This window comes from Phytobacter sp. V91 (assembly GCF_965644225.1).
Lineage (GTDB): Bacteria > Pseudomonadota > Gammaproteobacteria > Enterobacterales > Enterobacteriaceae > CBFFRJ01.
In genome coordinates, this window is sequence record NZ_CBFFRJ010000133.1 from 1 (window position 1) to 14,216 (window position 14,216).

A 14,216-nucleotide genomic window follows, 5' to 3' on the forward strand; every position below is an offset into this window, starting at 1 on the left:
GGGCATCGTGAAAAATCTATGGCAAAGAAAGCCTTATGTTCTCATAACTGACGATTAAATCGCACCTTCCCTAATATTGTCCTGCGGTTTTAGCTGGCGGATAAAAAGCAGTATTCTCAGCTACTGCTTGCTTTTTACGCCAGCGTTTTGGTCACCCGTATTAAAGGAAACAGCCCGTCTGCAATGATATCGCCCTCGGGCTGGTAGCCAAGCTGGAGATAGAACTGACGGACGTCCCATTTGCTGGTGATCAATATGCGTGGAAAACCGCGTTCGGATGCCCATTTTTCCATCTCACGAATAAGCAGACTGCCTATTCCCCGACTCTGATAAGCAGGCGCAACGCAGATACGTTCAAATTTGGCATACTCCGGATAGCTGCGCAGACGACCCGCAGCAACGGGCGTATTCCCCTCGATAATCAGTAAATAATCGCATGGCGCTTCCGCTGTTTCATCTATCTCCGCAGCGAGCGAGATGTTGAGATCTATTGCGGTCTGAATGCGCAGGTAATGGACAGCTGCAATATGCCAGGTCTCGCTGGCCCTGATGATTTCCATATTTCTTCCTCTCAGGCGGTACGCTCCGCCGCCAGTTGTCGTAATACGGCAAATACCCGTTGGTTTTCCTGCGCAGTGCCTATCGTCACGCGGATCCAGGAGGCGAGCCCGACTTCTCTCCCCGAACGCAATTTGATGCCTGCATCCAGAAATACGCTGGCCGCTTCATCACCATCCCGTTCAACGTCGATCATCAGGAAATTGGCAAAACTTGGGATGTAGCCTAATCCAAGTTCATCACAAACGGCATAGTAATCCTGCAGCCCCTGGCGAACCAGACTGACCGATTGAGTCAGAAAGGCGGTATCGTCTAAGGCTGCGAGGGCGGCAACCTGGGCCAGCTGATTAACGTTTGGTGGTATTTTAACTTTATGCAACAAACTGGCGATTTCAGCGCCAGTGACCGCAAAACCAATGCGCAACCCGGCCAGGCCATACGCTTTCGAAAAAGTACGAAGTACGATCAGATTTTCAAACTCTCGTACCAGCTCAATGCCATCGGCGACATCAGGGGCTACAGCATACTCCCTGTAGGCTTCGTCAAATACCACCGCAATATTGGCAGGTACCTTTGCGAGAAAGGACTGCAATGCGCCGGATGAAAGTATTGTGCCCATCGGATTATGCGGATTACAAAGCCAAATCAAACGCGTCGCGGGGGTTATTGCATCCAGGACGGCATCAAGGTCAATGGTATAAGGTTTGAGTGGCACCGGAATAATACGCCCGCCGTTCAGGCGGGTAACGAGGTTATACCAGCCGAAAGACGGGGCAGGAATAATCACCTCGTCCTCTTCACCGATAAACACGGCGCTGATCAGTGACAATATCTCGAAGATACCGCTACCGAAGACGATGTTTTGCGATTTTAGATCATACTGATTAATAAGTTTTACACGAAGTTCATCGCAGAACATCGAAGGGTAACGGGACGTTGAGATAAGGGCTTTCATTAACGCCTGGGTTACCAGAGGCGAACAACCGAGGCTATTTTCGTTCAGTGCCAGGTTAATGGCATTGCCATTTTCAGGTAAATGTTCGCGAGTCTCTGCTGGCGGATCGAGGGGCTTAAATGAATCTAAAATATGTCGATAATGCATGATCAATAATTCCTGCCGGAGTAGGTCGTATAAAAGCGGATGTTTTATCCTGGCAGAAAAGTGAGGGGCGTAAACAGGACAATCAGGGTCAGGAAATAGACAAAATGGTTATAAGCTATTCGTTAAAAGGAATTTAATTATGCCGGAAATATTGCCTGGACAGCGGTTAAATCGTTGCCATCCAGGCGGCTTCTTTTACATCAAATGTCCAGTTTTCGCCCGGTCAGCCATTCCACCCTGGCCGGATCCCGATGGGAGAAGAAGGCGCTGGTGGCGGTGTCCAGAGCGGTAATGCGCTGGATGTCGTCGCTGCTGAGTTCGAAATCCAGCATTGCGATATTCTCCGCCATACGTGATTTACGCACGGTTTTGGCAAGCGATACGATGCTGCGCTGAAACAGCCAACGCAGAATAACCTGACCCACGCTTTTGCCATATTTCTCGCCGATCGCGGTTAAAACCGGATGCTCGAAAAGGCCATTTCTGCCCTCGGCAAAGGGCGCCCAGGCTTCGGGCGCAATACCCCGGCTTTTCATCCATTCAGCGGCATGCAGCTGCTGATTGAACGGATTAACCTCAACCTGGTTTACCGCAGGCGCAACCTGGTTAAATGCCATCAGATCGGCCAGTCTGACCGGGTGAAAATTGCTGACGCCGATCGCGCGAATTTTCCCGGCCTGATATAACTCCTCCATAGCGCGCCAGGCGCCATGCACGTCACCGTAGGGCTGGTGGATCAGATAAAGGTCCACATAATCCAGTTGCAGGCGGTTTAGCGAACGCTCAAATTGCGCTTTTGCTCCGGCATAGTTTGTGTCCTGTAACCACAGCTTGGTGGTGACGAACAGCTCTTCACGGGCAATGCCGCTGTGCTTAAGCGCGTTGCCGACCTGGGTTTCATTCTGGTATGACGCGGCGGTATCGATCAGGCGATAGCCGGTTTCAATAGCGTCAATGACCGCACGTTCGCACTCGGCGGCGTCCGTCATCTGGTAGACGCCAAAGCCGAGTAAAGGCATCTCAATGCCGTTGTTCAGTTGTACTTTTTGCATGGTAGCTCTTTAAAGTGAGGTGCGGGCTAATGCCTGCTGGAGTGCATGTTCTGCCCGCACGGCGGCGTCGTGCGCGCCTTGCTGGCGTAAGACCTGGGCCAGCTCACGCAGTTGCCCTTCGCTAAGGCCAACCCGCAGGCTGGCGCGGGTGTGTGATAACAGCTGTGATTCAACGCCGGGCGTCGCTGCCAGCGCGCCGACGGTCGCCAGCTCACGGCTCTGCCAGTCGAGATTGTCCCTGGCGAAAATATCGCCAAACAGATGGCTTTGCAGGAACTGGTTAATCACCGGAGCAAAGTCGAAAAGCGGGCCCTGCACCGGGCCGCCGGAAATTTTGCTCTGGTTCGCCGTGCCAAGCGCCCGCAGTTCCTCACCCACGGGAATGACGGCGACCGGGTTTTTGCCAGGCAAGTCCTCAATACCCCGTTGCTTACGCTCATCGACAACCTGCATCAAAACATTCAGCGCATTCAGGCTGCGGGGAAAACCGGTGTACGCATAGAGCTGAACCAGGATCTCTTTGGCCTCGCTGATGGCCAGTCCGGCATCAAGACCCTGATGCAGCGCCTGATTGAGTTTGTCCATATTGCTGCTGGCCATAAAGGCGGCAATTAAAGGAATAGATTGCTGGCGTGCGGTGAGGCTATCGGAAACCGGGTATGGCTGGTGCATCGCTGATGTTCCTTCTGTAACGGTTGCGGCGTGAATTGTCGGGCAGGTACTGAACGCCAGGAATACGACGGTCGCAAGAGTGGTAATTTGCGAGAGTCTCTTCATCGGTTATTTTCTCCCTTCATCATTAAGGATGCGGCGTGATATTTCCTGCAGAGCGGCGCGCAGCACAGAGTCTGAAAAAATAAAGTCTTCACGGGGCGACATATTGTTTGCAGGTGAGATAAATTTACGCGGTTTAATTCAGTGTAATAAGGTTGGCGGGATAATCCTACGGGCCAGAACAGATAGGCGTTATTACTGTCATTCATAAATCATCCTGCTGCCCCGGCGTTATTAGCGGAGGCAACAGGGCGTAATGGCAATTAATGCTGCTGACCGACTGCCCGCGTTCGCAGGCGCTCTTCTGCCTGCATAACAAGGCTCAGCGAAACCGGTAATACCGTTAACGTCACCAGCGTCGCCGCCAGCAGGCCGCCAATAATGACAAAGGCCATCGGCGCCCAAAAGACCTGACCGGCAATGGGCAGCATACCGAGGACCGCCGCGGCAGCGGTCAGCATAATGGGCCTGGCGCGGTGAGCGGCAGCGCTGACAATGGCATCATCACGGGCCAGACCGCGCCGGACATAGCTGTCCACCTCGCTAATCAAAATAACGGCATTGCGGATAATCATTCCCGCCAGCGCAATCATCCCCAGAATGGCGGCAAACCCCAGCGGTGTGCCGGTGGGCAGCATCAACAACACGATGCCTGGCAGGCAAAAAGGCGTCATCAGCAGCGCCAGCAGGACGCGGGAGAAACGTTGTAACTGGATCATTAGCAGCAACAGCGTCAGGGCGAGTGAGAAGGGCAGAATGCGAAAGACCGAGCTGTTGCCTTTGGCGGATTCCGCGACCGTGCCGCCTTCGTCAATCTGGTAGCCAGGAGGCAAGGTCGCCCGCAGAGCCGCGATCTCCGGTTGCAGAGAAGCCGAAACTGTTTCCGCCTGCAGGCCCGGTGCGATATCGGTCTGGACGGTGATCACCGGCAGACGCTGACGCCGCCAGATAAGCGGGTCATCAACGCCCCATTCCGGGGTGGCAATTTCAGCAAGTGGAATTTTGCGCCCGTCATCGGCGGTCAGAAACAGCGAGCTAAAGCTGTTCAGATCCTGGCGCGCTTGATCGTTGGCCCGCAGCGTCACCCCGACCAGGCGGTTGCGATCGCGCAGGGTGGTCACCGACATCCCCGACCATAGCGTATTCAGCTCCTGAGCGAGGCTTTCTGATGAGATACCCGCCGCCCGGGCGGCAGTCTGGTTGACCTTCAGGGTGATGACCCGCTCGGGTTCGCCTGCGGTCATATTCACTTCACGTGTGTGCGCAGAGCCTGAGATACGGGTTGCAAGCGTTCGGGCAATTTGCTGAACCCTGGCGTAATCGGGCCCGCTCACCGGTACTTAATCGGCCAGCCAACGGGCGGCCCCAGTTCAAGCGGATAAACCCTGGCAACAATATCACTGAACTGGCGGGCAAGAATGTCGCTAATTTGCTGCTGCAAAAGATTGCGCGAGGCAAGATCTTTGGCCACCACCACCAGTTGAGCAATATTTTCGTTTTCGAGCGCCACATCCATGGGCAGATAAAAGCGGATCGCGCCGCTGCCGATATACGAGGAGAAACGCGCAATGTTGCTGTTTCCCTGGAGTGCCTTTTCCAGCAGTCCGGTCTGGCGTGCGGTCTCCGCCTGGGAGGCATTGCCCGGCAGGGTGAGATTGACAAGCAACTCAGGGCGATCGGAAGGGGGGAAAAATCCTCCCTGCAGCAAAGTAGTGGCCGCGCCGGAGAGGATAAGCACCAGCAGGGCAACGGTCAGCGTCAGTCCGCGATGGCGCAGGGTGGCATTAAGACAGTGCAGATAACCGCGCCTGCTAAGCGACGCCTGCCGGGTATGCTGCGGCATAACGGCGGGCAGGATCCACACGCCGGTCAGGGGCGAAAAGAGAATAGCGACCACCCACGAGCAGACCAGCGCAATCATCACCACTGCAAACAGCGTATAGCAGTACTCCCCGGCGCTGGAGGCGGCAAACCCTACCGGGATAAACCCGGCAATCATCACCAGGGTGCCGGTTAACATCGGAAAGGCCGTGGCGCTTAAGGCGTAGCTGGCGGCGGTAAGTTTGCTGTCTCCGGCTTCGAGACGGCTGACCATCGCCTCTACGGTTATCATGGCGTCATCCACCAGCAGGCCGAGGGCAATGATCAGCGCCCCAAGGGAGATGCGCTGCAGCCCGATATCGCAAACCAGCATCAGGATAAAGGTCAGCGCCAGCACCAGCGGAATGGCGGCGGCCACCACCAGCCCGGCACGTAGCCCTAGGGAGACAAAAGAGACGGCCATCACGATAATAATCGCTTCCACCAGTACCTGGACAAATTCATCCACGGCCTGGCTCACCACCGCTGACTGATCCGCGACCCGGGTAATCTCAATCCACTGCGGCAGCGTGTTGTGAATACTCTCCATTCGCGCATTCAGCGCCTGACCGAAGCGCAGCATATTACCGGTGGCGGCCATTGAGACCGCCAGCCCGATGGCCGGTTGTCCGTTGACGCGAAAAAGCGGGGCCGGGGGTTCTGCTGGCTCCCGGCTGACGGTGGCAAGGTCAGTAAGCGGAATAAAACGATCGTCAATATGCAGGGTGATACTGTTGAGGCTCGCTTCTGAACTGAAGGCGCCGCTGACCCGCAGGGTTATATTCTCGGTCGCCGTGCGTACCGTGCCGGAAGGAACGATGGCATTCTGCGCCTTAAGCGCGGCGGTTATCTGTTGCAGGGTGATACCCATTCCCGCCATTTTTTGCGGAGAAAAAGCGACGACGAGCTGTTCCTCCTGTTCGCCTGAGAGCTGGATTTTGCCGATATCCGCAAGCGACATTAGTTCGCGGCGAACCGTCTCCACATAATCGCGCAGCGCCCGGGGCGAGAAGCCGTCGCCGGTAAAGGCGTAGATCGTGCCAAAGGTGTCATCAAATTCATCATTCACCCACGGGCCGCTGACGTCCTCCGGTAGTGAGGGCACGATGTCCTGCATTTTTTTGCGCAGCTGATACCAGATATCGCTCACTCTGGCGGGGGGCGTATCGTCACGCAGATTGACAAATATCACCGTGCGGTCGCCGCGGGTTTCGCTCTCCACGTAATCCAGCCACGGAATTTCCTGAAGTTTTTTCTCCAGCGGATCGGTAACAAAATTGAGCGTGTCTTTCAGCGTGGCGCCGGGCCACCGGGCGCTAATTACCGCGGTCTTGATGGTAAAATTCGGATCTTCATTACGCGATAACAGGTCATAACTTTTTACCCCTATGGCCATGATCATCAGCATCAAAAACACCACCAGCTGCTGGTGAGCGATAGCCCAGGAGGAGATATTCATTTTCATGGCAGGCGTGGTCATTCATCCTCCCCTATGGACACTTTCTCCCCGGCGCGCAGTTTCGACACGCCCGCAATAACCACCTTGTCGCCGGGTTGCACTCCGTCAGCGATAAAAATATCCGTCGCTGAATATCCGGCCAGGGTAACCGGGCGCAGCGCCAGTTGCAGTCCGGGCTTATCAAGCACAAATACGGCGGGTTTACCGGCATCACGGGTCAGTGAGCTGGCGGGCAGCGCGATGACAGGCGGCAGGCGGGTGCTAAAGGCGGCCTGCACGCTGGCGCCGAGCGCGAGCGCTGGTGGAGGGGAAATTAACGTCAGTCGTACCCGCCAGGTGCGGGTTTTGCTGTCGGCCTGGGGGCTGATATCGCGGAAAATTGCCTGAGCCCTGACCGCCGCGCTGGATAACAGCGACACGGTGAACGGGGTGCCAGGATCCGTTGGCATATCATCCGGCGAGGCAACGGCAAACACCGCATCGCGGGAGTCACCCGCAGCAAGCGTCGCCACCTGCTCTGCGGCGCTGACCACCTGACCGACAGAGGCATTAACGGCGGTAATGACCCCATCGGAAGGCGCAATCAGGCGCGACCAGCTAAGATTTTCATCGGCAATTTTCAGGCTTGCCTGCGCACTTTTGCGTTTCGAGGCGGCGGCCTGCCATTCAGCCTGAGCGCTGTCCAGCGCCGAAAGCGAAATCGCTCCCGAGGGCATTAATTGCTTCATGCGCCGCAGATTTACTGCCGCCACCTGTTCCGCCGCCCTGGCGCTTTCGAGGTCGGCTTGCGCAGACAATCGCTGATTCTGGCTGGTATCGCTTTCCAGGGTGGCAAGGAGCTGTCCGGCCTGCACCCGATCGCCGATATCCACCGTGCGGGAAATGATGCGCCCGCCGGTTCTGAACCCCAGCGCCACTTCGTCATGCGCATGGATCTCTCCCACCCGTAACCCGGCGTCGCGGGAGGAGGGGGGCGGTACCACCAGGTATTTAACCGGGCGGGGCGCGACCATTTCGTCGTCCACGGGCTGCTGGCAGCTATGCAGGAGAATGGCAATAAACAACGGGCTGAAAGCGAGCAGCGAAGCCAGTATAAGCCCTGAACCCTGGCATTTTTGCCGCAGGTTACTGAGCAGATTGCGTAATACAGCAGTGAGAGTGTGTGTCATATAGGTTGTCCTGACCGAAATGACGCTATCTCACACTGGTGTTATCCAGATTCTTTGCAGGAATTATCAAGAAACGGTCAAGGGAGCGCAAAAAGGCAGGCGCACGCAGATTTCCAGACCGCCGGAGGCGGGCAAACTGGCGCTAATCTCCCCCTGATGTGCCTGGCAAATTGCCCTGGCGATAGACAAACCGAGGCCACATCCGCCAGAGTTGCGCGCCCTGGAGCCGTCTGCGCGGGTAAAACGCTCAAACATGGCGGCAAGAAACTCAGGCGAAACGCCAGGACCGGCATCACGGAATGTTATCTCAATGGCGGTGGTCTGCTGACGGACGCGAATAGCTAAGCGTTTACCTTCGCTGGCGTAAGCGAGGGTATTTTCCAGCAGCAGCGTCATCACCTGTCCGATTTTAGCGGCATCAGCCTGCAACAGACACTGACTGTCCGCATCGAGGGTGATAACCAGCCCGGCCTGCTCTGCGCGAGGGTGGATCCAGGCGATCCGCTCTTTGAGCAGATCGGTCAGATTAAAAGGGTGATATTCCAGCACCAGCCGATCGGCGTCCGCCAGCGACAGTAATTGCAGGCCGTCCGCCAGCTGATTCAGCGACTGTAGTTGTTTCATTATCATGGAAAGCTGCTGCTGGTCGGGGGCGAAGACGCCGTCCATGATCCCCTGCAGGCGGCCCATTGCGGCGGTCAGCGGCGAGCGTAATTCATGGGCCATTGCCACATGCGAGGCCCGTAACTCCCGTTCATAGCGGGCCAGTTGCCGGGTCATATGGTTAAAGTCCTGTACGAAGGAGGTCATTTCAGCCGGGGCGTTTTCCAGCGCTTGCGCCTGGGCGCTGAAATCGCCACGCGCCACCGTCCGCGCCGCGCCGGTCAGGCGGCTGAACTGCACCGCCAGCGGGCGGACGGTTTTCAGTCCCCAGAACACCAGGCAGGGGATCAGGATCACCAGCAGCACCGCAATGGTCAGCCAGTCTTCCGCCGCAATATTGGGATCGCTGTAGCTCAGTCCCCACCACTGGTCGACAATCTGGTGAAAGCGGCCGGGGTCGGCCGGGGGATGGGCTTTGATCAGCGCATACTCCTGGCGCAGGGCGTCGGGCATCTGCTGTTTGATCCACAGCGCCTGCAGGGCATAGCGCAGCCAGATAGAGGCGACAAAGACAAAGACCGAGCAGATGGAGAAAATCGAAATACGGATACATATCCATCGCCACAAAGAGTGATCGGCGGTTGTTTTCATGGCTGCCTGAACCTGTAGCCTACGCCACGAACGTTGAGCAATACGTCGGTTATGCCGACGGCTTCGAGTTTTTTGCGCAGATTATAAATATGGGTATCGACAACCCGCTCCAGCGCATCGCTGGCGGGCAGGCCGTGTTCAAGTAGTGAAAGGCGGGAGTGCGCCCGCACCGGGGAGCGCATCAGCAGCGTTAACAGCGAGAACTCGGTAGGGGTCAGATCCAGCACCAGAGGGGTATCTCCCTCGCGCGCGACAACGGCGGTCATTGCGGCGGTGTCAACTTCCAGTCCCTGCCAGCGCAGTCGTTCCTGGGGTTCATTCTGCTGCTGATAACGCCGCAGCACCGCCTGCACCCGCGCCACCACTTCTCTGGGATCGTAAGGTTTGACGATGTAATCATCTGCGCCATAGCGCAACGCGCCAATTTTATCCGGCAGATCGCCCATCGCCGTAATCATGATGACCGGCGTCTGGCTTTCCCGGCGCACTGCCGCCAGCACTTCGCTACCGTTCATTGATGGCAGCATCACATCCAGCAGAATAATATCCGGTTTCCACTGGCGGGCGAGATCCAGCCCGGCACGGCCATCGCCGGAGAGGGTAACAACGTAGTTTTCGCGCCGCAGGTAGGCATCAAGCACGTTCGCCGCATCGGCATCATCCTCAATAATCAATACCCGACGTTGATTCATCAGCAGGTCACCTGGCAAAACAGAATGGATTGCACAGCATAATACGCCAGCGGCGGGAAACGGCGTCAGGCTAAATTGCAGAGAATTGAAGCTATCGTGATTGCCGAAAACTTGACTACCAATTTTGGTAGGTGAAATGGCGAAAATACCAGCATTCTTTGCTTTTATTTTCTAGTAAGAAAAACAGGAAGTTTAATATTTCAACTTAAGTGAAACCAAAGTCGCTATTTACGATTAAAAAATTATTTATTTTCACCTTAAGCCAAATATACCCCTGGGGTTAACAATTGTAATTCAGCCTTATAAAAACAATGCAACAGTTGTGCTTCTGTTTCGAAATGTTTTTTGCTACAAGATACACAGAATCAGATTTATCTCTTATTGCCAGTGACACCGCTATCCGCCTGAGGCTGGAGAGGCGAGAACTGCTGTCTGCGCAGGGAATTCGCGCCTTACTAGAAATACTTTATCAGGAGCCAAAAAATGGTGTGGCGTGACTGGCTAAATACTGCCCGTAATAAAACCGATCTCGAAAATAATAAAACTTCCGCAGTTTCTCATTCAGAATCCGCTGAATCTTTAGCCTGGTCATTAGAGCCACGCATGTTATTTGATGGGGCGATTGCCGCCACCGTCAATGACACGGCGGTGGCTGAGAATAACCATAGCGAAACAACCGCAGATGCCAGCAAAGCCGCAGCCAGTGAAGCCCATAGCACTTCCAGCGCGCAGGATAATAATAGCGTAGCACCGGCAGACAGCGGCCGTGCGCAAAACGATGAAAAAAGTGCCCAGGCGGATGTAGCCGCCCCGGCTGAAGAGACCGTGCGCCATGAAGTGGCGTTTATCGACACCTCGCTCAAGGATTACCAGACCCTGGTCGATGGCGTAAAACCCGGCGTTGAAGTGGTGCTGATTGACGGCAGCAAAGACGGCCTTGCGCAAATTGCCGACTGGGCGGCGAGCCATAGCGGCTATGATGCGATGCATATTTTCTCCCACGGCTCCGAAGGTAAAATTAACCTTGGCAGCAACGTGCTCAGCAGCAGCTCTCTTTCCAGCGATGCGGTACAGGCAGCGCTGGCGACCATCGGCAACGCCTTAAACAGCGATGGCGATATTCTGCTCTACGGTTGCGATGTGGGGGCCAGCAGCAGCGGCGATGCCCTGCTGACTGGCCTTGCCAGCGCCACCGGTGCGGATGTGGCGGCCTCAACCAACGCCACCGGGAGCAGCCTGATTGGCGGTGACTGGACGCTGGAAAAAACCGTCGGCACGGTAGAGACCGCCGCCCTGCATATGGAGGGGTATCAGGGGCTGCTGGAGGTGCTCGTCTTTTCGGTATCAGAGACAGGATCTTTCCCCACATCAATCACCCGCAGCGTCGATGGAACACCTGTCACTTTCTCGTCCGCAGCCGATGGCAATTTGGATGTAGAGAAGTGGTTCAGTACGGCAGAAGTTGGGCTATTCTCTGCAACACAGGGCGGACTGACACAACTGAATATTACTGTGCCAACCGGTTACACCTTTGATCTTACCGCGCTGCGCTGCGCGGGGCGGCAGATTTAGGAACTGCTCATTTTACCCTGACCTATGTCGATGGTTCGACCAGCGGGTTTGATGTCTCATTAGACTATTCCAGCATGGGCGATATCGTTTTTCCGCAGGTGATTAACGATGTGGTGAAAATCACGATTACCAGCAATGGTGTCACCGCTTTTCAGAATTTCAATATCAGCGATGTTAAAGCTCCTGTTCCGGTTATCAGCGGGCTGGACGATCATAGTTTCGGGGTGATTGAAGGCGGGTCTCCCCTGGTCCTTGATATTGATGGAACGGCGACCGTTACCGATGGCGACTCTGCCGATTTTGACGGCGGCAACGTCACTGTTTCATTTGGCTCCAGCGGCGCCATCGGCGATGTTCTCTCCATTCGCAACCAGGGAACGGCCGCCGGCCAGATTGGTCTGAGCGGCGGTAATGTCACATGGGGCGGGACGTTAATCGGCACCGTTAGCGGCGGTTCCAATGGTACTGCGCTGGTGGTAACACTAAACGCCAACGCCACACCTGCCGCCGTGCAGGATCTGGTGCGCGGGCTGACTTATCAGAATATCTCTGACGATCCGTCATCGACTACGCGGACGCTGAGCGTTACCGTCAACGATGGCGATGGTCACACCAGCGCGCCTGCCAATATCCCCATCATGATAATCCCGGTTAACGATGCGCCATTGCTGAGCACCACCACGAGCACCCCGACTTATACTGAAAATGGCAGCGCGGTTTCCCTGTTTAGCGGTACCGCCATTACCACGGTTGAGTCCGGGCAAACTATCCGTGGTTTAACCTTTAATGTTGGCAATCTGGCTAACGGCAGCAGTGAAATTATCCGTGTCGATGGCACGGATATTACGCTTACCAACGGTAACAGCGGGAGCACTCTCGGCAGCGGCATCAGCTATAGCGTCAGCCTGTCCGGCACGACGGCAACCGTGGCGCTGAACAGCGTCAGCGGGTTAAGCAGCGCTGTCGCCGCCGCACTGGTTAATGGTATTACGTATCGTAACAGCAGTGACAACCCAACCGGCTCGTCCCGCACCATTACTCTGAGCAGCCTGCGCGACAGCGGCGGCACTGCCAGCGGCGGGGTCGATACCACTGCGCTTTCTGTGTCTTCGACGGTCACCATAGCAGCCGTCAATGACGCCCCGGTCAATACCGTGCCGCTTTCCCAGAGTGTCAATCAGGGCGATTCGTTAAGCTTTAATGCGGGCGCAGGCAACGCCATTAGCATCAGCGATGCTGATGCGGGAAGCAGCCCGGTGCAGGTCACACTGACCGCATCCCATGGCGCGCTCAGCCTCAGCACCATTACGGGATTAACCTTTATTACCGGCACCGGCGCAAATGATGCCACGTTGACCATTGAGGGCACGCTCGTCAATATCAACAACGCCCTGAATGGTCTGACGTTTACGCCGACTGCGGGTTATGCCGGTGATGCGTCAATACAGATAACCACCAGCGATCTTGGATCCAGCGGCGCAGGTGGCGCAAAAACAGATACCGATACCATTAATATCGATGTTGTCAGCACCGCGAGCGTGGTCACCGGTGTCACCACCGATTCCCTGGATGGCGTTTATAAGGCAGGGGACAGCCTGGATCTGCACGTCAGCTTTGACTCTGATGTTAACGTGGATACCACTAACGGTACCCCTCAGTTATTGCTGGAAACCGGCAGCGTCGATCGTTATGCGCAATATGTCAGCGGCTCCGGCAGCAGCACGCTGGTGTTTCGCTATATCGTGCAGAGCGGTGATACCAGCGCCGATCTCGACTATGCCAGCACCACTGCATTAAGTCTCAATGGTGGGACAATCCGCGATGGTAACGGCGCGGATGCGCAGTTGACCCTGGCGGCAACAGGTGCCGCTGGCTCGCTTGGCGCGGCGAACAATATTGTGGTCGATGGCGTGGCCCCCACGGTCAGCTCCATTGTTATGGCCAGCTCAACGCTAAGCATTGGGCAAACCTCGCAGGTCACCATTACCTTTACGGAGGCGGTAACCGGACTCACGGCGGCCGATCTGACAATCAGCAATGGCACGCTCAGCGGGCTTTCGAGCAGCAACGGCGGTCTGAGCTGGACAGGAACCTTTACCCCGACGGCGAATATCACCAGTACCGGCAACTATATTGTGCTCAACAACAATATCAGCGGCGTAAGGGATCTGGCCGGTAACGCCGGAAAAGGTATCGCAACCTCTAATGCATACGCCATCGACACCCAGCGCCCGACGGCGGCCATTGTGGTGGCCGACACCCAGCTTGCCCGGGGTGCAACCACCGAGGTCACCATCACCTTCTCAGAGGCGGTAACGAACTTTACCACCGCTGATTTGTTTGCGCCGAACGGCACACTGAGCAATCTGATGAGCAGCGATGGCGGCATCACCTGGACTGTGACCTTAACGGCGAACAATAACGTCGACTCCGCGTCTAACACCGTTCTGCTCAATAATTCCGGGGTCAACGATCTGGCCGGTAATGCCGGAACCGGGCTGAGTTTTTCGAACAGCTATGCGGTAGATACCCTGCGTCCGACGGCAACAATTGTGATGGCTGACACGGTACTGACGGCGGGTGAGTCAACGCTTGTGACCATTACCTTCTCAGAGCCGGTAACCGGGTTTAGCAACGAAGATTTGATCGTGGGGAACGGCACGCTCAGTGCAGTGACTTCCCAGGACGGCGGTGTGACCTGGACGGCGACCTTTACGCCGAACA

9 protein-coding genes and 1 pseudogene are annotated in these 14,216 nt (G+C 56.0%); 2 read left to right on the forward strand and 8 right to left on the reverse strand.

Annotation, left to right across the window (positions count from 1 at the left end):
* Nucleotides 1-134: 134 nt before the first annotated feature.
* The 8 genes and pseudogenes from ACSZO4_RS20980 to ACSZO4_RS21015 form a co-directional block, all read right to left on the reverse strand.
* Nucleotides 135-560, reverse strand: coding sequence for a GNAT family N-acetyltransferase (locus ACSZO4_RS20980; RefSeq protein WP_437891014.1), 426 nt, complete (start codon nt 558-560; stop codon nt 135-137).
* 11 nt (nt 561-571) lie between these two features.
* Nucleotides 572-1,660, reverse strand: a complete 1,089-nt coding sequence (hisC, locus tag ACSZO4_RS20985; protein ID WP_437891015.1) for a histidinol-phosphate transaminase — start codon at nt 1,658-1,660, stop codon at nt 572-574.
* A 200-nt stretch (nt 1,661-1,860) separates the two neighbouring features.
* Nucleotides 1,861-2,712, reverse strand: coding sequence for an aldo/keto reductase (locus ACSZO4_RS20990; RefSeq protein ID WP_437891016.1), 852 nt, complete (start codon nt 2,710-2,712; stop codon nt 1,861-1,863).
* Between the two features lie 9 nt (nt 2,713-2,721).
* A complete protein-coding gene (locus ACSZO4_RS20995; protein ID WP_437891017.1) occupies nt 2,722-3,489 on the reverse strand; it encodes a carboxymuconolactone decarboxylase family protein in 768 nt (255 codons plus the stop codon).
* Nucleotides 3,490-3,749: 260 nt separating this feature from the next.
* Nucleotides 3,750-6,811: pseudogene (locus ACSZO4_RS21000) on the reverse strand (efflux RND transporter permease subunit).
* Between the two features lie 11 nt (nt 6,812-6,822).
* Nucleotides 6,823-7,974, reverse strand: a complete 1,152-nt coding sequence (locus ACSZO4_RS21005; protein ID WP_437891018.1) for an efflux RND transporter periplasmic adaptor subunit — start codon at nt 7,972-7,974, stop codon at nt 6,823-6,825.
* 66 nt (nt 7,975-8,040) lie between these two features.
* On the reverse strand, nt 8,041-9,228 hold the full coding sequence (locus ACSZO4_RS21010) for a sensor histidine kinase (protein WP_437891019.1): 1,188 nt from the start codon (nt 9,226-9,228) through the stop codon (nt 8,041-8,043).
* Nucleotides 9,225-9,920 (reverse strand): response regulator transcription factor, encoded by a 696-nt coding sequence (locus tag ACSZO4_RS21015; RefSeq protein ID WP_437891020.1) that lies wholly within the window; start codon nt 9,918-9,920, stop codon nt 9,225-9,227. The genes ACSZO4_RS21010 and ACSZO4_RS21015 overlap by 4 nt, the downstream gene beginning before the upstream one ends.
* 483 nt (nt 9,921-10,403) lie before the next feature.
* Between ACSZO4_RS21015 and ACSZO4_RS21020 the strand changes: the two genes are divergently transcribed.
* Together ACSZO4_RS21020 and ACSZO4_RS21025 are read left to right on the forward strand one after the other, a co-directional pair.
* Nucleotides 10,404-11,492 (forward strand): DUF4347 domain-containing protein, encoded by a 1,089-nt coding sequence (locus tag ACSZO4_RS21020; RefSeq protein WP_437891021.1) that lies wholly within the window; start codon nt 10,404-10,406, stop codon nt 11,490-11,492.
* A gap of 74 nt (nt 11,493-11,566) precedes the next feature.
* On the forward strand, nt 11,567-14,216 hold a 2,650-nt coding region (locus ACSZO4_RS21025), incomplete at its 3' end, for an Ig-like domain-containing protein (protein ID WP_437891022.1).